Annotated in this window: 28 protein-coding genes; 12 read left to right on the top strand and 16 right to left on the bottom strand. The window is 73.1% G+C overall.

Annotated features, from left to right (window positions below):
• Window positions 1-17: 17 nt before the first annotated feature.
• Window positions 18-2,672 (bottom strand): FHA domain-containing protein, encoded by a 2,655-nt coding sequence (locus OHA86_RS29710; protein ID WP_329180166.1) that lies wholly within the window; start codon window positions 2,670-2,672, stop codon window positions 18-20.
• Window positions 2,673-2,953: 281 nt separating this feature from the next.
• Here OHA86_RS29710 and serB point away from each other — a divergent pair, with 281 nt between their 5' ends.
• Window positions 2,954-4,204, top strand: coding sequence for a phosphoserine phosphatase SerB (gene serB, locus OHA86_RS29705; protein ID WP_329180164.1), 1,251 nt, complete (start codon window positions 2,954-2,956; stop codon window positions 4,202-4,204).
• A 51-nt stretch (window positions 4,205-4,255) separates the two neighbouring features.
• Here serB and OHA86_RS29700 read toward each other — a convergent pair whose 3' ends face one another.
• The 4 genes from OHA86_RS29700 to OHA86_RS29685 form a co-directional block, all read right to left on the bottom strand.
• Window positions 4,256-4,777 carry a SixA phosphatase family protein gene (locus OHA86_RS29700; RefSeq protein ID WP_329180162.1) on the bottom strand — a complete coding sequence of 174 codons (522 nt, stop codon included), beginning with the start codon at window positions 4,775-4,777 and terminating at the stop codon, window positions 4,256-4,258.
• A 94-nt stretch (window positions 4,778-4,871) separates the two neighbouring features.
• Window positions 4,872-5,129 carry a hypothetical protein gene (locus OHA86_RS29695; RefSeq protein ID WP_329180160.1) on the bottom strand — a complete coding sequence of 86 codons (258 nt, stop codon included), beginning with the start codon at window positions 5,127-5,129 and terminating at the stop codon, window positions 4,872-4,874.
• 214 nt (window positions 5,130-5,343) lie between these two features.
• Entirely contained in the window at window positions 5,344-5,466 is a 123-nt protein-coding gene (locus OHA86_RS29690; protein WP_329180158.1) for an SGM_5486 family transporter-associated protein, read from the bottom strand.
• A 42-nt stretch (window positions 5,467-5,508) separates the two neighbouring features.
• Window positions 5,509-6,816 carry a CynX/NimT family MFS transporter gene (locus tag OHA86_RS29685; RefSeq protein ID WP_329180156.1) on the bottom strand — a complete coding sequence of 436 codons (1,308 nt, stop codon included), beginning with the start codon at window positions 6,814-6,816 and terminating at the stop codon, window positions 5,509-5,511.
• 22 nt (window positions 6,817-6,838) lie between these two features.
• On the opposite strand from OHA86_RS29685, the gene OHA86_RS29680 reads away from it, so the two are divergent.
• Entirely contained in the window at window positions 6,839-7,534 is a 696-nt protein-coding gene (locus OHA86_RS29680; protein WP_329180155.1) for a FadR/GntR family transcriptional regulator, read from the top strand.
• A 55-nt stretch (window positions 7,535-7,589) separates the two neighbouring features.
• On the opposite strand, the gene fabI is transcribed toward OHA86_RS29680, so the two are convergent.
• From fabI to OHA86_RS29665, 3 genes are all read right to left on the bottom strand, one after another.
• Window positions 7,590-8,360, bottom strand: coding sequence for an enoyl-ACP reductase FabI (gene fabI, locus OHA86_RS29675; protein WP_329180154.1), 771 nt, complete (start codon window positions 8,358-8,360; stop codon window positions 7,590-7,592).
• 5 nt (window positions 8,361-8,365) lie between these two features.
• Window positions 8,366-9,085 carry a 3-oxoacyl-[acyl-carrier-protein] reductase gene (gene fabG, locus OHA86_RS29670; protein WP_329180153.1) on the bottom strand — a complete coding sequence of 240 codons (720 nt, stop codon included), beginning with the start codon at window positions 9,083-9,085 and terminating at the stop codon, window positions 8,366-8,368.
• A gap of 120 nt (window positions 9,086-9,205) precedes the next feature.
• On the bottom strand, window positions 9,206-10,114 hold the full coding sequence (locus OHA86_RS29665) for a lytic polysaccharide monooxygenase auxiliary activity family 9 protein (RefSeq protein WP_329180151.1): 909 nt from the start codon (window positions 10,112-10,114) through the stop codon (window positions 9,206-9,208).
• Window positions 10,115-10,340: 226 nt separating this feature from the next.
• Between OHA86_RS29665 and OHA86_RS29660 the strand changes: the two genes are divergently transcribed.
• The 3 genes from OHA86_RS29660 to OHA86_RS29650 are packed head-to-tail and all read left to right on the top strand — an operon-like array spanning window position 10,341 to window position 13,838.
• Window positions 10,341-11,864, top strand: coding sequence for a TldD/PmbA family protein (locus tag OHA86_RS29660; RefSeq protein ID WP_329180148.1), 1,524 nt, complete (start codon window positions 10,341-10,343; stop codon window positions 11,862-11,864).
• Window positions 11,861-13,252 (top strand): metallopeptidase TldD-related protein, encoded by a 1,392-nt coding sequence (locus tag OHA86_RS29655; RefSeq protein ID WP_329180146.1) that lies wholly within the window; start codon window positions 11,861-11,863, stop codon window positions 13,250-13,252. Before OHA86_RS29660 ends, OHA86_RS29655 begins: the two co-directional genes overlap by 4 nt.
• 34 nt (window positions 13,253-13,286) lie before the next feature.
• On the top strand, window positions 13,287-13,838 hold the full coding sequence (locus OHA86_RS29650; protein ID WP_329182604.1) for an RNA 2'-phosphotransferase: 552 nt from the start codon (window positions 13,287-13,289) through the stop codon (window positions 13,836-13,838).
• 42 nt (window positions 13,839-13,880) lie between these two features.
• On the opposite strand, the gene OHA86_RS29645 is transcribed toward OHA86_RS29650, so the two are convergent.
• A complete protein-coding gene (locus OHA86_RS29645; RefSeq protein ID WP_329180144.1) occupies window positions 13,881-14,162 on the bottom strand; it encodes a GlsB/YeaQ/YmgE family stress response membrane protein in 282 nt (93 codons plus the stop codon).
• 233 nt (window positions 14,163-14,395) lie between these two features.
• On the opposite strand from OHA86_RS29645, the gene OHA86_RS29640 reads away from it, so the two are divergent.
• Window positions 14,396-14,755, top strand: coding sequence for a DUF3099 domain-containing protein (locus tag OHA86_RS29640; protein ID WP_329180141.1), 360 nt, complete (start codon window positions 14,396-14,398; stop codon window positions 14,753-14,755).
• Between the two features lie 280 nt (window positions 14,756-15,035).
• Window positions 15,036-15,260 (top strand): hypothetical protein, encoded by a 225-nt coding sequence (locus tag OHA86_RS29635; RefSeq protein WP_329180140.1) that lies wholly within the window; start codon window positions 15,036-15,038, stop codon window positions 15,258-15,260.
• Here the strand turns inward: OHA86_RS29635 and moaA are convergent.
• The 3 genes from moaA to OHA86_RS29620 all read right to left on the bottom strand — a co-directional run bounded on the left by moaA (window position 15,243) and on the right by OHA86_RS29620 (window position 18,047).
• Window positions 15,243-16,232 carry a GTP 3',8-cyclase MoaA gene (gene moaA, locus OHA86_RS29630; RefSeq protein WP_329180138.1) on the bottom strand — a complete coding sequence of 330 codons (990 nt, stop codon included), beginning with the start codon at window positions 16,230-16,232 and terminating at the stop codon, window positions 15,243-15,245. The two genes, OHA86_RS29635 and moaA, sit on opposite strands and share 18 nt — an antisense overlap.
• Before the next feature lie 187 nt (window positions 16,233-16,419).
• On the bottom strand, window positions 16,420-17,151 hold the full coding sequence (locus tag OHA86_RS29625; protein ID WP_329180136.1) for a lysoplasmalogenase: 732 nt from the start codon (window positions 17,149-17,151) through the stop codon (window positions 16,420-16,422).
• Window positions 17,148-18,047 (bottom strand): sterol desaturase family protein, encoded by a 900-nt coding sequence (locus OHA86_RS29620; RefSeq protein ID WP_329180135.1) that lies wholly within the window; start codon window positions 18,045-18,047, stop codon window positions 17,148-17,150. The genes OHA86_RS29625 and OHA86_RS29620 overlap by 4 nt, the downstream gene beginning before the upstream one ends.
• Window positions 18,048-18,198: 151 nt before the next feature.
• Here OHA86_RS29620 and OHA86_RS29615 point away from each other — a divergent pair, with 151 nt between their 5' ends.
• From OHA86_RS29615 to OHA86_RS29595, 5 genes are all read left to right on the top strand, one after another.
• Window positions 18,199-19,191 carry a DEDDh family exonuclease gene (locus OHA86_RS29615; protein WP_329180133.1) on the top strand — a complete coding sequence of 331 codons (993 nt, stop codon included), beginning with the start codon at window positions 18,199-18,201 and terminating at the stop codon, window positions 19,189-19,191.
• Window positions 19,192-19,306: 115 nt separating this feature from the next.
• Window positions 19,307-19,558: a hypothetical protein gene (locus tag OHA86_RS29610; RefSeq protein WP_329180131.1), complete on the top strand. Its 252-nt coding sequence runs from the start codon at window positions 19,307-19,309 to the stop codon at window positions 19,556-19,558.
• An 84-nt stretch (window positions 19,559-19,642) separates the two neighbouring features.
• Window positions 19,643-20,491 carry an SURF1 family cytochrome oxidase biogenesis protein gene (locus tag OHA86_RS29605; RefSeq protein ID WP_329180129.1) on the top strand — a complete coding sequence of 283 codons (849 nt, stop codon included), beginning with the start codon at window positions 19,643-19,645 and terminating at the stop codon, window positions 20,489-20,491.
• A 53-nt stretch (window positions 20,492-20,544) separates the two neighbouring features.
• A complete protein-coding gene (locus OHA86_RS29600; RefSeq protein ID WP_329180127.1) occupies window positions 20,545-22,332 on the top strand; it encodes a glycoside hydrolase family 15 protein in 1,788 nt (595 codons plus the stop codon).
• Window positions 22,333-22,335: 3 nt separating this feature from the next.
• Complete coding sequence (locus OHA86_RS29595; RefSeq protein WP_329180126.1) at window positions 22,336-23,097, top strand: SDR family oxidoreductase; 762 nt, start codon at window positions 22,336-22,338, stop codon at window positions 23,095-23,097.
• A 200-nt stretch (window positions 23,098-23,297) separates the two neighbouring features.
• Here the strand turns inward: OHA86_RS29595 and amaP are convergent, their stop codons facing one another.
• The 4 genes from amaP to OHA86_RS29575 are packed head-to-tail and all read right to left on the bottom strand — an operon-like array spanning window position 23,298 to window position 25,159.
• Complete coding sequence (gene amaP, locus OHA86_RS29590; RefSeq protein ID WP_329180124.1) at window positions 23,298-23,894, bottom strand: alkaline shock response membrane anchor protein AmaP; 597 nt, start codon at window positions 23,892-23,894, stop codon at window positions 23,298-23,300.
• Between the two features lie 7 nt (window positions 23,895-23,901).
• Window positions 23,902-24,597 carry a DUF6286 domain-containing protein gene (locus tag OHA86_RS29585; protein WP_329180122.1) on the bottom strand — a complete coding sequence of 232 codons (696 nt, stop codon included), beginning with the start codon at window positions 24,595-24,597 and terminating at the stop codon, window positions 23,902-23,904.
• Window positions 24,594-24,965, bottom strand: a complete 372-nt coding sequence (locus tag OHA86_RS29580) for an Asp23/Gls24 family envelope stress response protein (RefSeq protein WP_329180120.1) — start codon at window positions 24,963-24,965, stop codon at window positions 24,594-24,596. Before OHA86_RS29580 ends, OHA86_RS29585 begins: the two co-directional genes overlap by 4 nt.
• Window positions 24,965-25,159, bottom strand: coding sequence for a hypothetical protein (locus OHA86_RS29575; protein WP_329180118.1), 195 nt, complete (start codon window positions 25,157-25,159; stop codon window positions 24,965-24,967). The genes OHA86_RS29580 and OHA86_RS29575 overlap by 1 nt, the downstream gene beginning before the upstream one ends.
• Window positions 25,160-25,182: the final 23 nt, after the last annotated feature.

Here is a 25,182-nt window from a genome sequence, read left to right as displayed (position 1 = left end):
CATGGCGCGTCCTCCGGCTACTTCCGCATGACCTCGGGCTCGTGCCGGCGCAGCAGCCGGGCGACGGCGACGCCGCACAGCGCCGCCATGGCGAGCAGCATGAAGACGTCCAGCACCCAGATGCCGGCGTTGTGCTTCCAGAGGGTGTCCACGGTCTGGTGCGTCTGGTCCCACGGCAGCAGCGTGTTGAGGTCGGCGGTGGCGCCGGTCGCGGCCACCGCCCAGCGGGCCGGCATCAGCCAGGCCACCTGCTCCATACCGGGCTTGCCGTAGAGCTGGAAGAGCACACCGGTGAAGACGATCTGCACGATGGCGAACATCACCAGCAGCGGCATGGTCTTCTCCGCCGTCTTCACCAGGGCCGAGATGATCAGGCCGACCATCATCGAGGTGAAGCCGAAGGCCATGATGACCAGGGTCATCTCCACCGCCGGGTGGCTGTGCAGCAGGACGCCCTCGGCGGGCATCTTCTTGCGCGGCCCGAAGCCGATGCCGCTGATGATCGCGCCCTGTACGGCGGTGATCAGCCCGAGCACGATGACCTTGGACATCAGGTACGCCGACCGCGACAGGCCGACCGCGCGTTCGCGCTCGTAGATGACGCGTTCCTTGATCAGCTCACGGACGGAGTTCGCGGAGCCCGCGAAGCACGCGCCGACCGCGATGATCATCAAGATGGTGCCCGCGTCGCGGTTCTGGTTGTGCGACCTGGCGGGACCGTAGCCCAGGCCGTCGTGCGCCGGGATCAGCAGGCTGACGATGCCGAGCACGGTCGGCAGGATCAGCATCAGGCCGATGAAGCCGCGGTCGGAGGCGATCACCGACAGATAGCGGCGCACCAGCGTCCACAACTGCGGTCCCCACGCCTGCGGTTTGGGCGGTCTGGCCACCTGGTGGGGTATGTAGGGCGCGGCCTGCGGGGCCACGGCGTCGAGGTCCGCGGCATAGGTCTGGTAATGCTGCGAGCCGCGCCAGCGGCCCATCCAGTCGTAGTCGCGGTAGGTCTCGAACGCCGAGAAGACGTCGGCCCAATTGTCGTAGCCGAAGAAATTCAGCGCCTCGTCCGGCGGACCGAAATACGCGACGGCGCCGCCCGGCGCCATCACCAGCAGCTTGTCGCACAGCGCCAGTTCCGCCACCGAGTGGGTGACCACCAGGACGGTGCGGCCGTCGTCGGCCAGGCCGCGCAGCAGCTTCATCACATCGCGGTCCATGCCCGGGTCCAGGCCCGAGGTGGGCTCGTCCAGGAAGATCAGCGACGGCTTGGTGAGCAGTTCGAGCGCCACCGAGACGCGCTTGCGCTGGCCGCCGGACAGCGAGGTGATCCGCTTGTCCGCGTGGATGTCGAGCTTGAGCTCGCGCAGCACCTCGTCGATCCGGGCCTCGCGCTCCGCGGACGCGGTGTCACCGGGGAAGCGGAGCTTGGCCGCGTACCGCAGTGCGGTCTTGACCTGGAGTTCCTTGTGCAGGATGTCGTCCTGCGGCACCAGGCCGATGCGCTGGCGCAGTTCGGCGAACTGCTTGTACAGGTTCCGGTTGTCGTACAGCACCTCGCCCTGGTCGGCGGGCCGGTAGCCGGTCAGGGCGCGCAGCAGCGTCGACTTGCCGGACCCCGACGGGCCGATCACCCCGATCAGCGACTTCTCCGGCACCCCGAAGGAGACGTCCTTGAGGATCGTCTTGGTGGTCTTGCCGTGCGGCACGGTCACCGACAGGCGGCGGGCCGAGAAGGAGACGGCGCCGGTGTCCACGAACTCTTCGAGCCGGTCGCCGACCAGCCGGTAGGTGGAGTGGCCGACACCGACGATGTCGTTCGGGCCGAGCAGGTGCCGCTGGACCGGCTGGCCGTTGACGTACGTGCCGTTGTGGCTGCCGAGGTCGACGATCTCGTAGCGGCCGTCGGGGTGCGCGCGGAATTCGGCGTGGTAGCGGGAGACCTGGAGGTCGGAGACGACCAGTTCGTTCTCCAGCGCGCGGCCGATCCGCATGACCCGGCCCAGCGCGAGCTGGTGGAAGGTCGTCGGGCTGCGGTCGCCGCCTCCGGCTGCCGCGGCGCCGTTCGCGGCGGGCTGCTGCGGTACGCCCTGCGGCGCCGGCGGCTGCTGCGGCCAGCCGCCGGCCTGCGGCGGTACGGCCTGCGGGTGCGGGGCCGCCTGCTGGGCGGGCGGCGCGGCCTGCTGATACCGCGGGTAGTGCTGCGGCGGCGCCTGTTGGACCTGCGGCGGGATGTGCTGCGGCGGCGGGATGTGCGGGACCGGCTGCTGCACCGGCGGCGGGGGCGCGGCCTGCTGCGGTGCCGACTGGTAGAGCTGCTGCGGCTGCTGCGCGTGCGCGGTCTGCGCGCTGTAGGCGTCGCCGCCGGCCGCCGCGACCGGCGTGCCGCCGCCGGTGAAGCTGAGCCGCGGGCCGTCGGTGGCATTGCCGAGATTGACCGTGGAGCCGGGGCCCACGTCGGTCTGCTGGATCCGCTGTCCGTGCACAAAGGTGCCGTTGGTGCTTCCCTGGTCCTCTATCACCCAACTGCGTTCGCCACGGCGGATGGTGGCGTGCCGCCACGAAACCCGGGCGTCGTCGCAGACGAGATCGGCCTGCGGGTCGCGCCCGAGGCTGTAGGACCGGGAGGCGTCGAGCGTCCAGGTTCGGCCGTTCAATTCGAGTACGAGTTCAGGCACCCCAAGCCCCACTGTTTGTCCCCCGTGTTGTCCCCCATGAGGGGAGTCTAGAGATTGCGAACATCGGGAGGAACTATCGCAGGCCCCGGTCTCGTAACAGAAAGCGCCCTCCCGGGTACGTTCCCGCAACGAGGACATGACGGAGGTGGCGGAGGCCGAAACGGCGGACGGCTGCTGTCCGCGCGTTCTCCGCGTGTTCTCCCCGTGTTCTTTGCGGCGAGTGTCCGGCACGCGGGACGGATGGTGTGGGGTCCGGGCCGGGCGGATACCGTGTGGGTACCATGAACGACGCCTCGCAGACCGCGCCTGTCGCCGCCGTTCCCGCAGCGGACGTGCCGACCCTTCTGGTCAAGATCTTCGGCAAGGACCGTCCCGGCATCACCGCCGGGCTCTTCGACACGCTCGCCGCCTACGGCGTGGACGTGGTGGACATCGAGCAGGTGGTGACCCGCGGCCGGATCGTGCTGTGCGCGCTGGTGACCGCGCCCGCGCCGGGCACCGGCTCCGAGGGCGACCTGCGGGCCACCGTGCACAGCTGGGCCGAGAGCCTGCTGATGCAGGCCGAGATCATCTCCGGCACCGGTGACAACCGGCCGCGCGGCGAGGGGCGTTCGCATGTCACGGTGCTCGGCCGGCCGCTGACCGCCGAGTCGGCTGCGGCCATAACGGCGGTGATCACCGGCGCCGGCGGCAACATCGACCGGATCTTCCGGCTGGCGAAGTATCCCGTCACGGCGGTGGAGTTCGCCGTGTCCGGCGCCGAGCCGGTGGCGCTGCGCTCGGCGCTCGCGGTCGCGGCGGCGGCCCGCGGGGTGGACGTCGCGGTGGTGCCGTCGGGCTTGCAGCGCAGGGCGCAGCGGCTGGTGGTGATGGACGTCGACTCCACCGTCATCCAGGACGAGGTGATCGAGCTGTTCGCCGCGCACGCCGGGTGCGAGGCGCAGGTCGCCGAGGTCACCGCCGCGGCGATGCGCGGCGAGCTGGACTTCGAGCAGTCGCTGCACGCCCGGGTGGCGCTGCTGGCCGGGCTGGACGTGTCGGTGGTGGACAAGGTGCGCGCCCAGGTGCGGCTGACCCCCGGCGCACGCACCCTGGTGCGTACCCTCAAGCGGCTCGGCTATCAGGTCGGGGTGGTCTCCGGCGGCTTCACGCAGGTCACCGACGACCTCAAGGAGCGCCTCGGCCTCGACTTCGCCGCCGCGAACACCCTGGAGGTGGCGGGCGGGCGGCTGACCGGCCGGGTGGTCGGGCCGATCGTGGACCGGCCGGGCAAGGCCAGGCTGCTGCGCAGCTTCGCCGAGCAGGCCAGGGTGCCGCTGAGCCAGACCGTGGCGATCGGCGACGGCGCCAACGACCTGGACATGCTCAACGCGGCGGGCCTCGGGGTCGCCTTCAACGCCAAGCCGGTGGTCCGCGAGGCGGCCGACGCGGCGGTGAACGTCCCCTTCCTCGACGCGGTGCTCTACCTGCTGGGGATCACCCGCGAGGAGATCGAGGCGGCGGACGAGCTGGACGGCGTCGAGACGACCTGACTCCGGTCCCGGCGGGCGCGAGCGGCCGTGCGCCTGCTGCGGGTCCCGGCGCTACGCCTCGTGCGGGGCCCAGAACGCGGTGAGCCGGCCGACGCCGTGCTCGACGGTCTTCCACGACCCGGTGAAGGTGACCACCGCGAAGGCCGCGGTGGGGAAGCCGCCCGTCTTCATCCGGGCGAGCGCGTCGCCCTGCGCGCTGCCCGAGAGGGCCTCGGCGAGCGCGTGCATCCCGGGGTTGTGCGCGACCAGCAGCAGCGAGCCGATGTCGTCGGGGGTCTCGTTGAGCAGCGCGAGCAGCTTGCCGAGGCTCGCGTCGTAGAGCCGCTCCTCGTAGACCGTGCGGGGGCGGTGCGGCAGCTCGTGCGCGGCGAGCTTCCAGGTCTCCCGGGTGCGGACCGAGGTGGAGCACAGGACCAGGTCGGGGGCGATGCCGTCGTCGGCGAGGCGGCGGCCCGCCATCGGGGCGTCCAGCCGGCCGCGGTCGGCCAGTGGCCGCTCGTGGTCGGGGACGGCGGGCCAGTCGGCCTTGGCGTGCCGGAGAAGGACGACGGTGCGGGGCGAATCGGCGGTCATGCCTTTCAGCTTTCCAGAAAACCCGCAGTCAGGCGCGGGATGGACGTGATCACCGGCACTGCCGGGCGGTCGCCGCGGGCGTCCGCCGGGACGGTCACATGAGGTGGCGGAGGAAGTCCGGCAGGGCGGTGACGATCCTGGAGAGCACATCGCCGGTGGGCACCGCGGTCGAGGCGTCGGCGCTGCCGGCGCTGATCAGGGCGAGCAGCGCGGCGAAGGCGAGCGCGGGCAGCGCCACCGCCCACCACGGCAGCCGGGTCTGCACCTCGCCCGCCCCGCGTACGGCGGGGCGCTCGGTGCCGGTCCTGGTCCCGGCCTGCCGGGCGTAGAGGTGGGGGGACTGCGTGGTCACGGTGACCGCCTCCGTGGGTGAACCGTCGAAGTGCCGTTGTCTGACTGCACTTCGACGCTACGGGCGCGCGGCGGCCCGTCCCATCCGGTCGTCCACCCAGTTGACCCTGACCCTGACCCCCGAGGGATGGTGGGGTTGTCCCCACCCCCGGGGTAGGGGTCGGCGCCCGAGCCGCTGACGGCGGGTCAGCTCACGGGCACGCGTACCGGGTGGTTCATCCCATGCGGGCGGCGATGACGGCGACCACCGCGACGATCGCGGGCACCCCCATCATCAGGCCGAACATCATCAGTAGCCGGCGCTGGGGCTGCGGGGGATTCGGTTCGAGTACGGGCATGGGTCCAGTCTGGCACCGGCGGCCGGGCGGGCCGCACCGGGGTCACAGTTCGTCCTCGATGTACCGGTTGCGGCCGGCCAGCACCCCGCACACCACTTGCGGGACGACCAGCGCGATCATCAGCGCCATCGGCAGGCCCCAGCCGCCGGACGACTGGTTGAGCGCGCCGACCAGGATCGGCCCGGGGATCGAGAGCAGATAGCCGGTGCTCTGCGCGAAGGCCGACAGGCGTACGACTCCCGCGCCGGTGCGCGAGCGCATCCCGATCATCGTCAGCACCAGCGGGAAGGCGCAGTTCGCGACGCCCAGCAGCAGCGCCCAGGCCCAGGGCGCGGCGGCGGGCGCGGCCCACAGCCCGGCGAAGCCGGCCACCTGGAAGCAGGCGAGGACCACCACGATCGGCCCCTGCGAGCGCATCCGCGCGGCCAGCTGCGGCAGCACGAAGGACAGCGGCACGCCCATCACCATGGTCACCGCGAGCAGCAGCCCGGCCTGGCCGGCGGAGATGCCGGCGTCGCGGAAGATCTGCGGCATCCAGCCCATGGTGACGTAGGCGGCGGTGCCCTGGAGCCCGAAGAAGGCGGCCACCGTCCAGGCAGTACGGCTGCGGGTGATCCGCCCGTGCTCGCCGTTCGCGGCGCCCGGCGCGGGTGTCCGTACGCCAGGGCCGGAAGCGGCGGCCGGTGCCGCGGCGGCCCGGGCGCCTGCCAGCGGCAGCCAGACCAGGGCGGCCACCGCGGCGGGCAGCGCCCACACGCCCAGGCCGAGCCGCCAGCCGTGGCCCATGGCGTGGGTCAGCGGCACCGACACGGCGGCGGCCACGGCGGTGCCCAGCGACAGGGCCATCGAGTAGACACCGGTGACCGTGCCCACCCGGTGGGGGAAGTAGCGCTTGACGATCACCGGCATCAGCACGTTCGAGACGGCGATGCCGGCCAGCGCGAGGGCGCTGGCGGCCAGGAAGGCGGGGGTGCCGCCGGCGAAGGGCCGCAGCAGCAGGCCTGCGGTGATCAGGGTCATGCCGGCGCAGACGACCGCGCCGGGACCATAGCGGCGGGCGAGCCGGGGCGCGGCGAAGCCGAACAGCGCGAAGCAGGCGGCGGGCACCGAGGTGAGCAGGCCCGCCATGGCGCCGCTCATGCCGAGGCCGTCGCGGACCTCCTTCATCAGCGGGCCGAGGCTGGTCACGGCGGGGCGCAGGTTGACAGCGGCGAGGACGAGTCCCGCGACGGCGAGCGCACCGGCCCAGCGCGGCAGCGCGGGCGGGGCGGCGCGGGTCTCCGGGGGGCACGGCGGCGCCTTTTCCAGGGTCGTGGCCGGATCGAGGGTCAAGGAGTCGTCATCGCGCATGGACCCATCATAGAATGATGGGATGAATCTCGGACCCGTGCCCCGCAGTGCCACCCTCGCCGACCAGGTCATCGCCCGGCTGCGGGCCGAGATCACCTCGGGCAGCTGGCCGGTGGGCAGCCGTATCCCCACCGAGCCCGAGCTGGTCGAACGGCTCGGGGTGGCCCGCAACACCGTCAGGGAGGCGGTCAGGGCGCTCGCGCACAACGGCCTGCTCGACATCAGGCAGGGTTCCGGCACCTACGTGGTGGCGACCAGCGAGCTGGCCGGGGTGATGCAGCGGCGGTTCGCGGGCGCCGACCAGCTGCACATCGCCGAGCTGCGCGGGGCGCTGGAGACCACCGCGGCGGCGCTGGCCGCCGAGCGGCGCGACGAGGCGGACCTGCGGCAGCTCGACGCGCTGCTGGAGCGGCGGGAGCTGGCCTGGGACTCGGGGGACGCCGAGGCCTTCGTCGAGGCCGACGCCACCTTGCACCTGGCGGTGGTGGCGGCCTCGCACAACGAGGTGCTGACCGCCCTGTACGCCGACCTCGGCCAGGTGCTGCGGGACTTCCTGCGGGCCGACGTCGGCACCGAGCTGCGGCCGGAGGACCACCTCGACCACGCGCGGCTGGTCGCCGCGATCCGGGCCGGCGACCGGGAGCGGGCGGCGGCCGAGGCCCGCGACCACGCCTTCCACTGCCGCTTCCGCGCCATGACGAACGCGGCGGCGGGCTGAGCCCGCCGCCGCGTTCGGGCATCCCGCGGGGATGCCGGAGGTCCTGCGCGAGAACCTACGCGCCGATCGCGTGCACCCCGCCGTCGACGTGCACGATCTCGCCGGTGGTCTTGGGGAACCAGTCGGACAGCAGCGCCACGACACCGCGCCCGGCGGGGTCGGGGTCGGACATGTCCCACTCCAGCGGCGAGCGGTGGTTCCACACGTCCGCCAGGTCCGAGAAGCCCGGGATGGACTTGGCGGCCATCGAGCCGATCGGGCCCGCGGAGATCAGGTTGCAGCGGATGTTCTGCTTGCCCAGGTCGCGGGCCAGGTAGCGCGAGGTCGCTTCGAGGGCGGCCTTGGCCGGGCCCATCCAGTCGTACTGCGGCCAGGCGTACTGCGCGTCGAAGGTGAGGCCGACGACCGAGCCGCCGGCTTCCGTCATCAGCGGCAGGCAGGCCATGGTGAGCGACTTGAGCGAGTACGCCGACACGTGCATCGCGGTGGCGACCGACTCGAAGGGGGTGTTGAGGAAGTTGCCGCCGAGCGCGTCCTGCGGGGCGAAGCCGATCGAGTGGACCACGCCGTCGAGGCCGCCCAGCTCGTCACGCACGACGCTCTCCAGGCCCGCCAGGTGCTCGGCGTTGGTCACGTCCAGCTCGACGACCTTGGTCGGGCGGGGCAGCTTGCGGGCGATCCGCTCGGTCAGGGTCGGCCGGGGGAAGGCGGTCAGGATGATCTCGGCGCCCTGCTCCTGGGCCAGCTTGGCGGTGTGGAAGGCGATGGAGGACTCCATCAGCACACCGGTGATCAGGATGCGCTTGCCGTCGAGGATTCCGCTCATGGTGGTCAGTGACCCATGCCCAATCCGCCGTCAACCGGGATGACGGCTCCAGTGATGTACGCGGCGTCGTCGGACGCCAGGAAACGCACCGCGGCGGCGATCTCCTCGGGCTGCGCGTAGCGGGCCAGCGGCACCTGCGCCACGATGCCCGCGCGCTGCTCGTCGGTGAGCGTCCGGGTCATGTCGGTGTCGACGAAGCCGGGTGCCACGACGTTGAAGGTGATGTTGCGCGAGCCCAGCTCGCGGGCCAGCGAGCGGGCGAAGCCGACCAGGCCGGCCTTGGAGGCGGCGTAGTTGGCCTGTCCCGCCGAGCCCAGCAGGCCGACCACCGACGAGATCAGCACGACCCGGCCCTTCCTGGCCCGCAGCATGCCGCGGTTGGCGCGCTTGACCACCCGGAAGGTGCCGGTGAGATTGGTGTCGAGGACCGCGGTGAAGTCCTCCTCCGACATGCGCATCAGCAACTGGTCGCGGGTGATGCCGGCGTTGGCCACCAGGACCTCGACCGTGCCGTGCGCCGCCTCGACCTCCTTGTAGGCCTGTTCGACCTGCTCGGCGTCGGTGATGTCGCAGCGCACCGCGAGCACGCCGAGTGCCACGAGGTCGGCCGGCGGCTCGCCCGAGCGGTACGTGATGGCGACCTTGTCGCCCGCGTCGGCGAAAGCCCGGGCGATGGCGAGGCCGATGCCCCGGTTTCCTCCGGTGACGAGAACCGAGCGGCTCAACGGATCACTCCTCAGTCGTGAGTATCTCCGTGAAAACTATCGGTCCCGGCGCCGTTCCGGGGAATCGGCCCCGACAGGCTGCCCCGGCCGACCCTGTGGGGTTCCTACAGGGGCCGGCCGTCAGCCCTGGTTGCGCGCCCCGGCCCTGCGGCGGCTGTAGACCAGCAGGCCGACCGCGCCGCTGGCCAGGATCGCGCTGCCGGACAGCGCGGTCTCCAGGGTGCTGCTGCTCGCGGCCACGTTGCTGGTCGCGAGGTTGCCGGTGGTGGAGGTGACGGGGGCGTCACCGCCGTGGCCGTGGTGGACGACGGTCGACTTCGCCTCGCCCGCGGTGATCTGGGCGTCGGTCGGCGCCTTGGCGATGTCGGCGGTGGCCGCCTTCGCCGCCTGCACGGTCTGTCCGAAGACGACATCCGCGCAGCCGTAGAAGGCCTCGGGGCTGTCGCTTCGCTGCCACACCTGGTAGATCAGCTGCCGTCCGGTGCGGGACGGCAGCGTCGCGGGGAAGGTGTAGTAGCCGGGCGAGGAGGCCGCGGTGGTGTAAGTGGCGACCGGGGTGGTGTCCAGGTCGGACCACTTCAGCGGCTTCGTCGGGTCGTAGCCCTGCTTGGTGATGTAGAGCGTCATCACCCCGCGGTGCGGTGCGGTGACCTTGAAGCTGACGGTGGTCTGCCCGGCCTGGACCGGGGTGGCCGGCCAGTCGGTGCGGGCCCAGTCCAGCGCGCGGTACTTGTCGCGGTCGGCGGAGCAGAGGTGGCCGTCGGGGATGATCGTCCGGCTCTGCCCGTTGGCGTTGGCGATGTTGACCTCGTTCCAGTCGTACAGCGGCTGGGTGCCGCTGTCGGCGACGAGGTCCTTGCACACCTGCGACTTCGGGTTCTCCGGGCCTTCCGCGTAGCAGGCGGAGATCCGGCTGACCGGGGTGCTGAGCGCTCCGTGCGCGCTGGCCGAGCCGGGCGTGAGCCCGGCGATGACCAGGGTGGTGGCGCCGACCGCGCCCAGGGCGGCGGCCTTGCGGCGTACTGACATGGTGGGGGGCTCCTTGTCGAGCGTGCGGTGATGCGGTGCGGACAAGAGAGGGCGGCACCACGAGCATAGAGATTGGTCTGGACCAAGCCAAGAGCTGCCGCAGAAAGGCCTGTTAGTACACCTCACGGTCGGCCGCGACAGGCCGCCGCGCCGAAATTCGCGGCGCCGTCCACCCCCGGCGCGGCATGATTCACTGCGGACACGCTGACGCGAAGGGAAGTTCGCCGTGCCTCATGAGGTCGATCAGTCATTCCTCGCGCTGCCGCTGCGGGCGCTCGCCGACGCGGCGCTGGCCAGAGCGCGCGCGCTGGGCGCCGATCACGCCGACTTCCGGCTGGAGCGGCTACGCAGCGCCGCCTGGCGGCTGCGGGACGCGCGGCCTGCCGGGACGTCGGACAGTACGGATCTGGGCTACGCGGTCCGGGTGGTGCACGGCGGCGCCTGGGGCTTCGCCTCCGGCGTGGACCTGACGATGGACGCGGCGGCCAAGGTCGCCTCGCAGGCCGTGGCCATGGCCAAGCTGAGCGCCAAGGTGATCGCGGCGGCCGGCTCCGACGAGCGGGTCGAGCTGGCGGACGAGCCGGTGCACGCGGACCGCACCTGGGTGTCGGCCTACGGGATCGACCCGTTCGACGTCCCCGACGCGGACAAGACCGGGCTGCTCGCGGAGTGGAGCGGCCGGCTGCTGGCCGCGGACGGCGTCTCGCACGCGGACGCCTCGCTGATCGCGGTGCACGAGAACAAGTTCTACGCCGACACCGCGGGCACCACGACCACCCAGCAGCGGGTCAGGCTGCACCCGCAGCTCACCGCGGTCAGCGTCGACCCCGACGGCGGCGGCTTCGAGTCGATGCGCACCCTGGCCCCGCCGGCCGGCCGCGGCTGGGAGTACCTGACCGACGGCGGCTGGGACTGGGACGGCGAACTCGCCGCGATCCCCGGCCTGCTGGCCGACAAGATGCGCGCGCCCTCGGTCGAGGCGGGCGCGTACGACCTGGTGGTCGACCCGTCCAACCTGTGGCTGACCATCCACGAGTCCGTCGGCCACGCCACCGAGCTGGACCGCGCCCTCGGCTACGAGGCCGCCTACGCCGGCACCTCCTTCGCGACCTTCGACCAGCTGGGCACCCTGAAGTACGGCTCGCCGCTGATGCACGTCACCGGCGACCGCACCGCCCAGCACGGCCTGGCCACCGTCGGCTACGACGACGAGGGCGTGGCCGGCCAGTCCTGGGACCTGGTCAGGGACGGTGTGCTGGTCGGCTACCAGCTGGACCGCAGGATCGCGAGGCTCACCGGCTTCGAGCGCTCCAACGGCTGCGCCTACGCCGACTCCCCCGGCCATGTCCCGGTCCAGCGGATGGCGAACGTCTCCCTCCAGCCCGCGCCGGACGGCCCGTCCACCGAGGAGCTGATCGGCGGGGTCGAACGCGGCATCTACGTGGTCGGCGACCGGTCCTGGTCGATCGACATGCAGCGCTACAACTTCCAGTTCACCGGTCAGCGGGCGTACGCGATCCGGGGCGGCCGCCTCGACGGCCAGGTCAAGGACTTCGCCTACCAGGCCACCACCACCGACTTCTGGGGCTCGATGGAGGCCGTCGGCGGCCCGCAGACCTACGTCCTGGGCGGGGCGTTCAACTGCGGGAAGGCCCAGCCGGGCCAGATCGCCGCGGTGTCCCACGGGTGCCCCTCCGCGCTGTTCCGGGGCGTCAACATTCTGAACACCACCCAGGAGGCGGGGCGATGAGCACGACGACGAAGCCGCACGAGCTGGTCGAACGGGCGCTGGAGCTGTCGGCGGCGGACGGCTGTGTGGTCATCGCCGACGAGGAGTCCAGCGCCAATCTGCGCTGGGCCGGCAACGCGCTGACCACCAACGGGGTCACCCGCGGGCGGACGCTGACGGTCATCGCGACGGTGGACGGCGGGCAGGGCGCCGCCTCCGGGGTGGTGTCGCGCTCCGCGGTCACCGCGGACGAGCTGGAGCCGCTGGTGCGGGCGGCCGAGGCGGCGGCCCGCGAGGCAGGTCCCGCCGAGGACGCGCAGCCGCTGGTGACCGGGGTGCCGCAGTCCGCGGACTTCACCGACGCGCCGGCCGAGACCGCCTCGGGGGTCTTCGCGGCCTTCGCGCCCGCGCTCGGGGAGGCCTTCGCCCTCGCGCGGGCCGGCGGGCGGCAGCTGTACGGCTTCGCCTTCCACTCGGTGACCTCGACGTATCTGGGCACGTCGGCCGGGCTGCGGCTGCGGCACGACCAGCCGAACGGCACGCTGGAGGTCAACGCCAAGTCCCCCGACCGCACCCGGTCGGCGTGGGCGGGCGCGGCCACCCGGGACTTCACCGATGTCGACCCGCTGGCGCTGGACGCCGAACTGGCGCAGCGGCTGGCCTGGGCGGAGCGGCGGATCGACCTGCCGGCCGGGCGCTACGAGACGCTGCTGCCGCCGTCGGCGGTCGCCGACCTGATGGTCTACCAGCTGTGGTCCTCGGGCGCCCGGGACGCCGCGGAGGGCCGTACGGTCTTCAGCAGGGCCGGCGGCGGCACCCGGGTCGGCGAGCAGCTGGCGGCGCTGCCGCTGACGCTGCGCAGCGACCCGGGCGAGCCGGGCCTGGAGTCGGCGCCCTTCGTGGTCGCGCACGCGTCGGGCGACGACGCCTCGGTCTTCGACAACGGGCTGCCGGTCGGCCCGGTGGACTGGCTGCGGGACGGCACCCTGCGCAATCTGCCGACCACCCGGCACAGCGCCGCGCTGACCGGGCTGCCGATGGCGCCGGCGGCCGACAACCTGATCCTGGAGGGCGGCGGCAAGCGGTCGCTGGCCGAGATGGTGGCGGGCACCGAGCGCGGCCTGCTGCTGACCTGCCTGTGGTACATCCGCGAGGTCGATCCGGCGACGCTGCTGCTGACCGGCCTGACCAGGGACGGCGTCTACCTGGTCGAAGGCGGCGAGGTGTCGGGCGTGGTGAACAACTTCCGCTTCAACGAATCACCGGTCGACCTGCTGGGCCGGGCGGTCGAGGCGGGCCGCAGCGAGCGGACGCTGCCCCGCGAGTGGAGCGACTACTTCACCCGGGCGGCGGCGCCGGCGCTGCGGGTGCCGGACTTCAACATGAGTTCGGTCAGCCAGGGCGTCTGAGACGCCCGGGGACATCAGGGGGGCCGGGGGGATGCTGGACGAGAAGCGGACGGTCAAGACGTCGAAGTTCCTGTCGCTGGTGCTGCGGCACCGGCCGGAGCGGATAGGGCTGGCGCTGGACGAGGCGGGCTGGGTGGACGTGGGCGCGCTGCTGGCCGCGTGCTCCGCCCACGGCAGGAGCCTGACGCGGGCGGAGCTGGACCACGTGGTCGCCACCAACAACAAGCGGCGGTTCGCGTACTCCGAGGACGGCCGGCGGATAAGGGCCAGCCAGGGGCACACCCTGCCGGTGGACCTGGGCCTCGCGCCGGCGGCGCCGCCCGAGGTGCTCTTCCACGGGACGGCGGCGGCCACCCTGCCGCTGATCCTGCGCGACGGGCTGCTGCCGATGGCGCGGCAGGACGTCCACCTGTCGGCGGACCGCGAGACGGCCGTGCGCGTGGGGTCGCGGCACGGCCGTCCCGTGGTGCTCGCGGTGGACGCGGCGGGGCTCGCCGCCGGGGGCCAGGTCTTCCGGGTCAGCGACAACGGGGTGTGGCTGACCGGTCCCGTGGCGCCGCGATGGCTGCGGGTGCAGCCGGGCTGACCCTCCGGCGGGCTCCCGGAGCCCGCCGGACGGCCCGCCGCCTCAGACCCTGGTCGTCCTGCGCCTGCCCTTGAACGCGGACCACAGGGCGTCGCCGAGCCCCACGACGATGACCGCGCCGATGAGCTGGAGCACATGCCGGGTCCAGTCGAAGCCCTTGGTGTCGTTGACCCCGAGCCAGGTCGACGCGGCATTGCCGAGGATGCTGCCGCCCATGCCGCAGATCACGGTGAGCCACAGCGGCAGGCTCTGCCTGCCTGGCAGGATCGCCTTGGCGATGAGGCCAAGCACAAGACCGACGATGATCGCCCACAGCCAACCCATGCCGCTCGCCTCCTCGTCACCGGGCGGCCGGCGCCCGGTACTCGTGCGGCAAGTCTCCGCCCGGCCGGGCTACGCCGCATGTCGGGGGCAACCATGGTCCGAACGGCGCAAAGACCCGCCGCTCCCCCGCTCTGATGCGCACGCGCCGCGCGGCGTACCGTAGTGGCATCCGGTGTGGCGCGCCGCAACCCGCGAGCAGTGCGGCCCGGACAGTCGAGCGGCGGTGGAATGCGATGCGGAAGCAGGGCGGGCCTGAGGTCTACCAGATCTCCGGGGCGCGTACCGGGCTGACCGAGGACGTACGCGGACGGCAGCGGCGGTACATCATCTCGATGTCGGTCCGTACCGTCTCGGTGATCCTCACGGTCGTGCTGTGGAATATCGAGCGCCCGCTGGCCTGGGCGTGTCTGGCGATCGGTCTGCTGCTCCCGTACATCGCAGTGGTCTACGCCAATGCGGGCAGGGAGAACGCGCCCGTGGCGCCCGCGGCCTACGTCCCGCCACCGGTCCGGCCGGCGCTCGAGGCGACCAAAGTGGAGTCCGGAGCGGAACGCGCGGCCGAGCCGCTCGCCGATCCGGCCGACACCTTCTGACCTGGGATCGGGGCGGGCTGCCCAGGTCCGGACCAGCGCGGCCCGGGAAGCGGAACCTCAAGAAAGGCTCAGATCAATGGTGACGTTCCACTCCCGCCAACGCGTCAGTGCATGACATACTTCGTAGGCGCTCCGCATCCCCCGTCGGAGCGATGGACCGACGCCGGGCGGCTCCCCCCGTGGCTGCCCGGCGTCGCCATGTCCGGGGGCGGCCGGGGCTCGGCCGCACCCGCCTTCCGGCCGGGCCGGGCGCCGGGCGCGCTGCGGTTTACTGGGACGTGTGAACGACGAGACGCCGATCTGCTCGGCCAAGGGGTGCCGCACGGCCGCGGTGTGGGTGCTGGCGTGGAACAACCCGAAGCTGCACACACCCGAGCGGCGCAAGACCTGGCTGGCCTGCGACGAGCACCGTGAGCACCTGGCGCAGTTCCTCGGCATGCGCGGCTTCCTCAAGGACGTGGTGGCGCTCGCCGAGTGGGAGCAGCGGTCAGCCGCCGATGGCTGACATCGGCCGGTCCGGCTGGAGGAACGCCGGGTCGTCCAGGCCCGAGCCGGCCTTCTTGCCCCACATCGCCGCCTTCCACAGCTCGGCGATCTCCGCGTCGGACGCGCCGGAGCGCAGCGGGGCGCGCAGGTCGGACTCCCCGCGGGCGAACAGGCAGTCGCGCACCTGACCGTCGGCGGTCAGCCGGGTGCGGTCGCAGGCCCGGCAGAACGGGCGGGTGACCGAGCCGATCACCCCGACCCTGGCCGGGCCGCCGTCCACCAGCCAGCGCTCGGCGGGGGCCGAGCCGCGTACCGTCTCGCCTTCCGGGGTGAGCACGAAGCGGGTGCCGAGGGCCGCCAGCACCTCGTCGGCGGTCACCATGTCGGTACGCTGCCAGCCGTGCTGGGCGTCCAGCGGCATCTGCTCGATGAACCGCAGTTCGTAGCCGTGGTCCAGCGCCCACCGGAGCAGACCGGGCGCCTCGTCGTCGTTGATCCCGCGCATCAGCACGGTGTTGACCTTGAGCGGCGCGAGGCCCGCCGCGGCGGCTGCCGCGAGGCCCGCGAGCACGTCGGCGTGCCGGTCCCTGCGGGTCAGGGTGCGGAAGACGTCGGGGCGCAGGGTGTCGAGCGAGACGTTGACCCGGTCCAGGCCCGCCGCCCGCAGCGCGTCCGCGGTCCTGCGCAGCCCGATGCCGTTGGTGGTCAGCGACATGCGGGGGCGCGGTTCGAGCGCGGCGCACCGCTCGACGATGCCGGTCAGCCCGGGGCGCAGCAGGGGCTCGCCGCCGGTGAAGCGGACGTCGGTGACACCGAGGCCGGTGACCGCGATCCGCACCATCCTGACGATCTCGTCGTCGGTGAGCAGATCCGGCTTCGCGAGCCACTGCAGGCCCTCCTCCGGCATGCAGTAGGTGCAGCGCAGATTGCACCGGTCGGTGAGCGAGACGCGCAGGTCGGTGGCCACGCGTCCGTAGGTGTCGATGAGCACGTGCTCCGCCTCCCTCCGGGCGCCTGGCCGCGCCGTCCGTCCCTCCAGCCTATGGCCCCGCGCCGACAAAGCAGCCGGGCGGCGGTCACCGCCGAAGCGTACGCGACACCCGCCGCTTTGCAACAGACTGTTGAATCCGCTGGTCCGGGGGCACCTTGCCGGGCCGCAGGCGTCGCCTGCCCGAGCGCTACGGGCCGCCCCGCGCCGCCGCCGCGGCCACCGGCGCCGCCGCGCGGGGCGCGGGCCGTGCGGCGCCGCCCGCCCTGCGCACCCCGAAGGCCAGCAGGGCCTGCCCCACCAGATACGTCGCCATGATCCACAGGTCATGGCCCGGCGGCCGGGGCCAGTCCGCGAGGCCGGCCGCGATCAGGGTGTCGGACAGCAGGAAGAGCGCGCCGCCGGCGAGCGCGGCGCCGCCGAGGCCGTACGCGCCCGCGGCCATCGCGGTCAGCAGCATGCTGTAGAGCGCCACCGGGATCCGCATCCCGGCGTCCAGGCCCGGCCACAGCAGCACGACCAGGACCGCGCACGCCCCGGCGTAGGCCGCGCAGCGCGCGCGTACCGCCCTGCGCGGCCCGGTGAAACCGCCGAGCCGGACGAAGAGCCGCAGATAGCAGACGTGCCCGGCGGCGAAGCAGCCCATGCCGAGCAGGAACGGCACGGTGCCGCCGACCTCCAGCAGGACATCGCCGCCGCAGCCGCACAGCAGCGCCGCGACCAGCAGCCGCGGGCCGCGCCAGGTCCGCACCCAGACGGCGAGCGCGGGCATCAGCAGCGGTTTGCCCAGGTCGCGCAAGAGGTCCTGGTGCGCGCCGAGGGCCGCCAGCTGGAGGCACGCCAGCGCGCAGAAGGCGGCGAGGGCGGCGCCCGCCCGCTCCGGCGCGGCCCTGGTGCCCGCAGCCGCGCCGTTCGCCGTCACGCGGCGGGCTCCGGGGTCCGGCTGCCGGCGGCTCCGGCCGCCGCTTCCGCCGCCGGGTCGGGCGCCACGGAGGGGCGCCAGCCGGGGCCGCGCAGCAGGTGCGCCACCCGGTCGCGCCATCCGGCCGCCGCCGCCAGGTCGTGGGCGAGGGCGGCGTATTCGTGGGTCGCGACCCGGAGCGGGTTGTAGGTGGCGATGTTCTTCGTCAGGCCGTAGACGGGGCGCTGCGTCTCGGCGGCGAAGGAGCCGAAGAGCCGGTCCCAGACGATGAGGATGCCGCCGAAGTTGCGGTCCAGGTAGCCGCCCTGGGAGGCGTGGTGGACCCGGTGGTGCGAGGGCGTGTTGAGGGTGAGCTCCAGCGGGCGGGCCAGCCGGTCGACGCGCTCGGTGTGGATCCAGAACTGGTAGACGAGGTTGACCGACGAGCAGAACGCCAGCGCCGCCGGGTGCACGCCGAGCGCGATCAGCGGCAGGTAGAACGGCCAGGAGGTCAGGCTGGTCCAGGGCTGCCGCAGCGCGGTGGAGAGGTTGAAGTTGCGGCTGGAGTGGTGCACGACGTGGCACGCCCACAGGAGCCTGATCACATGGTGGCCGCGGTGCGACCAGTAGTAGAAGAAGTCCTGGGCGAGCAGCATCAGCGGCAGCGTCCACCAGTGCACCGGCACCCGCAGCGGGGTGAGCGCGTAGACGCCCGAGTAGATCGCCACCACCGGGATCTTCCACAGCGCGTCCGTGACGAGGCTGCCCAGGCCCATGGACAGGCTGGTGGCGGTGTCCCGGCCGGTGTACCCGGCCGCGTCCTCGTCGGGGTGAATGCGGTAGCTCACCATCTCGACGACGGCGAGCAGCACGAAGGCGGGTATCGACCACAGCACGACATCGGGCAGTTGCGGCATGCGCGCACCATAGAGGCACGTCCAGGGCGTCCGCCAGAGGTTGTTACCGATTAGTACGGACGCGTACGCGTCAACTCCGCGGCACCGGCGGCGGCCCCCTCGGGCGTACGGGATGATCCACTGTCGGCGGCGCGCCGTATCCTCAGTGACCATGCTGGACAACCGGACCGCGCCGCCGCCCCCTTCGCCATGGCCCGCGGGCTATCCCGAGGGCTATGCGGTGGTCGACGTCGAGACCACCGGGCTGGGCAAGGACGACCGGATCGTGTCCGCCGCGGTCTACCGCCTCGGCGCCCGCGGCGAGGTCCAGGACCACTGGTATTCGCCGGTCAATCCGCAGCGCGACCCGGGTCCGGTGTGGATCCACGGGCTGACCGGCGCGATGCTCGCCGACGCCCCGCTCTTCCCGGAGATCGCCGGCGAGCTGGCCGAACGCCTCGCCGGGCGGGTGCTGGTGGCGCACAACGCGGTCTTCGACTGGTCGATGCTGGCCAGGGAGTACGCCAGGGCGCGGTCCGCCGCGCCGGTGGAGCACCGGCTGTGCACCATCGTGCTGGCCAAGGAGCTGCGGCTGCCGCTGGCCAACCACAAGCTGGAGTCGCTGGCCGCGCACTACGGGGTGGTCCAGCAGCGCGCCCACCACGCCCTGGACGACGCCCGGGTGCTGGCCGAGACCTTCCGGCCGAGCCTGCATCTGGCGGCCGCGGCCGAACTGCCGCTGCCGCTGCACGCCTGCCGCCCGCTGACCGAATGGGTGGACCCGGCGGTGCCCGCGCCGCGTTACGGCGCGCTGTACGGCTCGGGCCCGCGCTCCGGCTGGCGGCCGGCCCGCAGGCGCCCGCCGTGCCCGTACGCCAACCCCGGGCGGCTGGCGCCCGACGGGCCGCTGGTCCAGGGCATGCGGGTGGCCTTCTCCGGCGACACGGGTATCGACCGGGAGCTGCTGGAGGACCGGGCCACCGACGCCGGGCTGCACGTCGCCTCCGCCGTCAGCCGGCTCACCAGCGTCCTGGTCACCAACGACCCGGGCTCCCCCACCGGCAAGGTGGCCAAGGCCCGCGCCTACGGGACGCCGGTGATCGACGAGCGGCAGTTCACCGAGCTGCTCAAGGCCGTCATCCCGGCCGCCGGCGTGCACGGCTGACCCGTACCGCGCCGCCGCTCTGCGGCGGTCCACGGCAGCCGCCGTCCGGGTGGCGGGCGGGCAACACGCCCGCCGCCGGGTTGCCCGGGCCGCCCGGGCACCGCAGCCTGGCCTCATGGCACGATGCGAAGTCTGCGGAAACGACTATGCGATGAGCTTCGAGGTGCACGCCCAGGGCGCGGTGCACGTCTTCGACTGCTTCGAGTGCGCCGTCCACCGGATGGCGCCGATCTGCGAGCACTGCCGGGTGCAGGTCATCGGACACGGCGTGGAGGTCGACGGCCACTGGTTCTGCAGCGGCCACTGCGCCAAGGCGGAGGGCGCCGCCGGCATCGTCGACCACGCCGACACCCCGACGCACGCCTGAGCCGCGGCCCGCACACCCCGCACCCGCGGGGCCGACCGACCCCCTACCCGCGGACGCCCCGCGGCCGAGTTGTACCGTCGTGGGGTGTACCGCTTCCTGCTGTCCCGCCAATGGGTGATCCTCACCCTCGTCGGTCTGCTGCTGATCCCGGTGATGGTCAGACTGGGCTTCTGGCAGCTGCACCGCCATGAGCACCGGGTGGCGAACAACAGGATCATCGCGGCCGGCCTCAAGGCCACCCCCGTACCGGTCGAGTCGGTGACCTCCCCCGGCTACCAGGTGCCGCACAAGGACCTGTACCGGATGGTGACCGCCACCGGCCGCTACGACACCGCGCACGAGGTCGTCGCCCGGCACCGCACCGCCGGCAACTCCGGGTCGGACGACAGCTCGGGCGGCGGCGAAGAGGTCGGCTACCACGTCATCACCCCGCTGATCCTGGACGACGGCCGGGCGGTGCTGATCAACCGCGGCTGGATCTCGCCGGGCGACGACCCGACGAAATTCCCGCGGATCACCCCGCCGCCGTCCGGCGAGGTCACGGTCGTGGGGCGGCTGCGGCCCGACGAGTCCACGTCGAGCACCGGCATCCGCGACAGGTCGGGGCTCCCGCCGCGGCAGATCATGCTGATCAACGGCTCCGCGGTGGAGTCGGCCGGCGGCCTGCCCGCGCAGCCGGTCGGCGGCTACCTGGAGCTGGTGTCCACCTCGCCCAAGCCGGCGCACGGCCAGCCCGCGCTGATCCCCGACCCCGACCACAGCAGCATCGGCCCGCACATGGCCTACGCGATCCAGTGGTGGCTGTTCACCGCGATGGTGCCGGTGGGCTGGGTGGTGCTGCTGCGCCGCGAGCGCGCCGAGGTGCTGGCGGCCCGAAAGAAGCAGTCGGAGACCCCGCAGGAGCCCGAGGGCAGTGTTCCGGTAGCGGTCTAGCGGCGGGACCAGCACACTCGACAGACACCACCGGAAGGCGGCGAGGCTGACCCGTGCCAGGACGTATCGAGGACTACGCGCTCATCGGCGACCTCCAGACCGCTGCGCTGGTGGGCAGGGACGGGTCCGTGGACTGGCTGTGCCTGCCGCGTTTCGACTCCGCCGCGTGCTTCGCCGCGCTGCTGGGCGACGAGGGAAACGGCCGCTGGCGGCTCGCCCCGCTCGACGCCGACCAGTGCAGCGAGCGCTCCTACCGCGGCGACACCCTGGTGCTCGACACCGTGTGGCACACCCCGGCGGGCACCGTCAAGGTCACCGACTTCATGCCGCAGCGCGACCGCGCGCCTGATGTGATCAGGGTCGTCGAGGGCGTCTCGGGCGAGGTCGCCATGCGCAGCGAGCTGACGCTGCGCTTCGACTACGGCAGCGTGGTGCCCTGGATGCGGCGCGCCGACCACCAGCGGGTGGCCGTCGCGGGTCCCGACGCGGTGTGGCTGCGCACCGAGCCGCCGCTGCCGATGTACGGCAAGGACATGCGGACCTACTCCGACTTCACCGTCTCGGCCGGTGAACGGGTCGCCTTCGTCCTGACCTGGCACCCCTCGCACGCCGGCCGGCCGCGCCGGGCGGACCCCTTCGCCGCGCTGGAACAGAGCCTGGAGGACTGGGAGAAGTGGTCGGCCCGGTGCAGCTACGAAGGGCCGTGGCGGGCGGCCGTGCTGCGCTCCATGATCACCCTCAAGGCCCTGACGTACGCGCCCAGCGGCGGTATCGCCGCCGCCGCGACCACCTCGCTGCCCGAGGAGATCGGCGGGGTGCGCAACTGGGACTACCGCTTCTGCTGGCTGCGGGACGCCGCCCTCACCCTCAACGCGCTGGTCTCCGGCGGCTTCCTCGCCGAGGCGCAGGCCTGGCGGGACTGGCTGCTGCGGGCGGTGGCCGGCGCCCCGGCCGACCTGCAGATCATGTACGGCATCGCGGGCGAGCGGCGGCTGACCGAGTACGAGGTGCCCTGGCTCAAGGGCTACGCGAATTCCACGCCGGTCAGGGTCGGCAACGCCGCCGCAGGCCAGCTCCAGCTGGACGTCTACGGCGAAGTCCTCGACTCGCTGTTCCTGGCCAGGAACAGCGGGCTGCGCGACGAGCCGCACGCCTGGAACGTACAGCGGATGCTGATGGAGTTCCTGGAGTCCAAGTGGCACGAGCCGGACGAGGGCCTGTGGGAAGTACGCGGCCCGCGCCGGCACTTCGTGCACTCCAAGGTGATGGCCTGGGTCGCGGCCGACCGCGCGGTGCGCACGGTGGAGGCCCGCCCGCAGCTGCGCGGCGACGTGGACCGCTGGCGCTCGATGCGGGCGCAGGTGCACGCCGAGGTGTGCGAGAAGGGCTACGACGCCGCGCGCAACACCTTCACGCAGTCCTACGGCTCCACCGAGCTGGACGCGGCCACGCTGCTGATCCCGCAGGTCGGCTTCCTGCCGCCGAGTGACCGCCGGGTGGTCGGCACGGTCGAGGCGGTGCGGCGGGAACTGGACCACGGCGGGTTCGTCCGCCGCTACTCCCCCGACGCCAGCGGCGTGGACGGGCTGCCCGGCAGTGAAGGCGCCTTCCTGGCCTGCTCGTTCTGGCTCGCCGACGCCCTGCATGTGACCGGGCGCACCGGTGAGGCGCGGGAGTTGTTCGAACGGCTGCTGACCGTACGCAACGACGTCGGGCTGCTCGCCGAGGAGTGGGACCCGGTCGCCGGGCGCCAACTGGGCAACTACCCGCAGGCGTTCAGCCATGTGGGCCTGGTCAATACCGCGCTCGCGCTGTCGGGCCACGATGTGAGGACGGGCTGAGCGATGGATCTCGGGCTCAAGGACCGGGTGTACGTGGTCACCGGGGGCGGACGCGGCCTCGGGCTCGCCGCGGCGCGCGAACTCGCCGCTGAGGGCGCCAAGGTGGTGCTCTCCGGGCGCACCGCCGCCACGCTCGACGCGGCGGCGGCGGACATCGGCGGTCCCGGGCGGGCGTGGGGCGTCGTCGCGGACAACGCGGACCCCGCGACGCCTGGCCTGCTGCTGGACACCGCCAGGACCCGCTTCGGCGGGCTCGACGGTGTGCTGATCAGCGTCGGCGGGCCGCCCCCCGGCACGGCCGCCGCCACCGGGGACGAGCAGTGGCAGGCCGCCTTCGAGTCGGTCTTCCTCGGTGCGGTGCGGCTGGCGCGGGCCGCCGCGGAAGCCCTCGGGGAGGGCGGGGTCATCGGCTTCGTGCTGTCCGGCTCGGTGCGTGAGCCGATTCCCGGCCTCGCGATCTCCAACGGCCTGCGGCCGGGCCTCGCGGGCTACGCCAAGACGCTGGCCGCGGAGGTCGGCCCCCGCGGGATCCGGGTCGTCGGGCTGCTGCCGTCCCGCATCGACACCGATCGCGTGCGCGAACTGGACGCGCTGGGCGGTGAGCCGGCGCTTGCGCGCGAGCGGAACGAGGCGGGGGTCCCGCTGCGGCGGTACGGTACGCCGGCCGAGTTCGGCCGGGCCGCGGCGTTTCTGCTCTCGCCGGCGGCGTCCTATCTGACGGGGGTCCTGCTCCCCGTCGACGGCGGCGCCCAACACACCCTCTGACCCTCCCGGGTCCGAGTTCGGGGCCGGTGCCCCACCCGGCGGTCCGTCGCGGCCTGTCGCGTCCGCCAGGGGCTCGCCCCTGGCGCGGAGGGCACGCCATCAGGGACGCGGGGAACCGCGCGACAGGCCGCGGCGCAGCCGCGGGCACGAGCGCGCAGGACGAGGCACCCGCCGCGGGAATGGTGCGGCCCCGCGGGGGGCTAGCTGACGCGGGCGGCGCGGTGGCGGACCGCGCGGAGGCGCGCTTCTGCGGGGAGTTCGGGAAGGCCCGCCGAATTGCGGGCCCGCTCCAGGACCTCCGTGTCGAGGCCGGTGACGACCTCCTGCGGCGTGGCGTGCGGGGCAAGGCCCAGCACGAGCCGCGCCTCGGGTGTCCCCCGCCGCCCGGTGAGCACCGCGCTGGACCACTCCACGCCCTCGTACGCCCCCGCCTCCGAGCGCAGCACGTTCTCCACCGCGCGCCCGCGCAGCAGCGCGCCCTGCCCGTCGCCGCTGTCGATCCTGATCTGGCGCAGCCGCTTGGTGCGGGCCTGGGCGAGCAGCCACCACAGGCCGGCCAGCAGCAGGACCGCGAGCACGGCGATGACCACCGGCCACCACCACCCGTCCGAGCGGTAGCGGGTCCTGTCGTGGTTGGCGAGCAGCACGTCCTTGGGGCCGGTGAAGGGCCACCACTGGGGCATCGTGAAGTCCCAGTGCCGTTGCAGGTCGAGGCTGCCGACCAGCACCGAGAGCCCCACCACCAGCAGGATGAGGCCGATCAGCGCGAGGAGGACCCGGTTGAGTGTGGTGCGCATCGCACGGTCACCCCTTCTTCTCTGCCCGCTGCAGGTGAATGCTCAGCTGGGGCGGCCTGGCCAGGCCCAGTTGCCGTACGGCCTCGCCGAGCGCGGTCGTCAGATCGCCGCGCACCGCTTCGAGTTCGCGGAAGTGCGAAGTGGCGCGGGCCTTGACCTTGCGGCGGCTGACGTCGATCCGGGCCGAGCGCACCCCGGGGACCTCCATCGCCCGGTCGCGCAGCACCAGTTCGGCCGCGTGCCGGTCGATTCCCGCGCGGACGCCCGCCGTTCCGCTGCGGGCCATCGGCAGCACCGCGCGGTCCCCGGGGGTCAGGGCGAGGACCAGCAGCCACAGGCCGAGCGCGGCGGCGACCGCGGCGCCGAGGATGATCCACACGTCGTCCAGGTGCCGGGTGGCGAGCTGATGGGCGAGCGTGACCCGCCAGCTCATCGCCTTGCGGTCGGCGCGGACCGACGCGATGTCGTAGAGGAACAGGCCCGCGAGTCCGAGGATCACCGCCGCGGACAGGGCGGCGGGGACGCGGCGGCCGGACCAGAAGCGGCGGACCTTGCGGGTCCGGCCGCTGCCGGGCAGACCCGACGGGGCCGCCGCGTACTGCTCGTCCTCGGGCCGTTTGGCGATACTGACCCGCGCGTTGTCGGCGTCGGAATCACCCGGGTCCTGTTCGCGGTAGACGTGGCTGCCCGAGTCGTCGCTCATTCGACCCTCCCCTCGCCCTTGCGGCGCGCCGCCGCGGAGTGCAGCCTTTCCACCTCGATGGCCACCTCGGGTACATCCATACCCGTCAGCGCCTCGACCCTGCCGGTGACATGCCGCCGGACCGTGCCGCACACCGCCCCGATGTTCGCCGGGTAGCCCAACTCCAGGGCCAGCCGCAGCCGGGCGGTGTCCTTGCGTACCGACACCGAGGCGTGCGGTTCCGCGTCGCGCGGCACCAGGTCGGAGCCGGGCGCGTCGGACAGCACCTCACCCGCCGCCTGGGCGGCGATCTTGGCGACCACCCGGTCCGCGATCCGCAGCGCGCCGCGGTCGGCGGCGGGGAGCGGTCCGGGTACGGCTGACGCCATCAGCGCCGCCGGTCACGGTCGCGGTCACGCGAGCGGAAGAAGTCGCCGGGTTCCAGGTCCCCGTCGAAGAACTTGCCGGCCACGAAACCGACCGCTCCGAGCAGAGCCACCACGAGGAAGGCGCCGAAGCCGCCGAAATATCCGGCGAAGCCCAGTGCCATTCCGGCCGCGAGGCCGATCACCGCCATGCTCATCGTCCGTTTCCCGTCCGCTCGGC

Origin of the sequence: Streptomyces sp. NBC_01477, from assembly GCF_036227245.1 — a bacterium.
Classification (GTDB): domain Bacteria; phylum Actinomycetota; class Actinomycetes; order Streptomycetales; family Streptomycetaceae; genus Actinacidiphila.
This window is presented reverse-complemented; position numbering and strand designations above follow the sequence as displayed.

Excerpts from the sequence above, each read along its gene's own strand:
- serB (WP_329180164.1), top strand. The coding sequence starts at position 2,954 with ATGAACGACGCCTCGCAGACCGCGCCTGTCGCCGCCGTTCCCGCAGCG.
- OHA86_RS29700 (WP_329180162.1), bottom strand. The coding sequence starts at position 4,777 with ATGACCGCCGATTCGCCCCGCACCGTCGTCCTTCTCCGGCACGCCAAG.
- OHA86_RS29690 (WP_329180158.1), bottom strand. The coding sequence starts at position 5,466 with ATGCCCGTACTCGAACCGAATCCCCCGCAGCCCCAGCGCCGGCTACTG.
- OHA86_RS29685 (WP_329180156.1), bottom strand. The coding sequence starts at position 6,816 with ATGCGCGATGACGACTCCTTGACCCTCGATCCGGCCACGACCCTGGAA.
- OHA86_RS29680 (WP_329180155.1), top strand. The coding sequence starts at position 6,839 with ATGAATCTCGGACCCGTGCCCCGCAGTGCCACCCTCGCCGACCAGGTC.
- fabI (WP_329180154.1), bottom strand. The coding sequence starts at position 8,360 with ATGAGCGGAATCCTCGACGGCAAGCGCATCCTGATCACCGGTGTGCTG.
- OHA86_RS29665 (WP_329180151.1), bottom strand. The coding sequence starts at position 10,114 with ATGTCAGTACGCCGCAAGGCCGCCGCCCTGGGCGCGGTCGGCGCCACC.
- OHA86_RS29655 (WP_329180146.1), top strand. The coding sequence starts at position 11,861 with ATGAGCACGACGACGAAGCCGCACGAGCTGGTCGAACGGGCGCTGGAG.
- OHA86_RS29645 (WP_329180144.1), bottom strand. The coding sequence starts at position 14,162 with ATGGGTTGGCTGTGGGCGATCATCGTCGGTCTTGTGCTTGGCCTCATC.
- OHA86_RS29640 (WP_329180141.1), top strand. The coding sequence starts at position 14,396 with ATGCGGAAGCAGGGCGGGCCTGAGGTCTACCAGATCTCCGGGGCGCGT.
- OHA86_RS29620 (WP_329180135.1), bottom strand. The coding sequence starts at position 18,047 with ATGCCGCAACTGCCCGATGTCGTGCTGTGGTCGATACCCGCCTTCGTG.
- OHA86_RS29615 (WP_329180133.1), top strand. The coding sequence starts at position 18,199 with ATGCTGGACAACCGGACCGCGCCGCCGCCCCCTTCGCCATGGCCCGCG.
- OHA86_RS29610 (WP_329180131.1), top strand. The coding sequence starts at position 19,307 with ATGGCACGATGCGAAGTCTGCGGAAACGACTATGCGATGAGCTTCGAG.
- OHA86_RS29595 (WP_329180126.1), top strand. The coding sequence starts at position 22,336 with ATGGATCTCGGGCTCAAGGACCGGGTGTACGTGGTCACCGGGGGCGGA.
- amaP (WP_329180124.1), bottom strand. The coding sequence starts at position 23,894 with ATGCGCACCACACTCAACCGGGTCCTCCTCGCGCTGATCGGCCTCATC.
- OHA86_RS29585 (WP_329180122.1), bottom strand. The coding sequence starts at position 24,597 with ATGAGCGACGACTCGGGCAGCCACGTCTACCGCGAACAGGACCCGGGT.
- OHA86_RS29580 (WP_329180120.1), bottom strand. The coding sequence starts at position 24,965 with ATGGCGTCAGCCGTACCCGGACCGCTCCCCGCCGCCGACCGCGGCGCG.
- OHA86_RS29575 (WP_329180118.1), bottom strand. The coding sequence starts at position 25,159 with ATGAGCATGGCGGTGATCGGCCTCGCGGCCGGAATGGCACTGGGCTTC.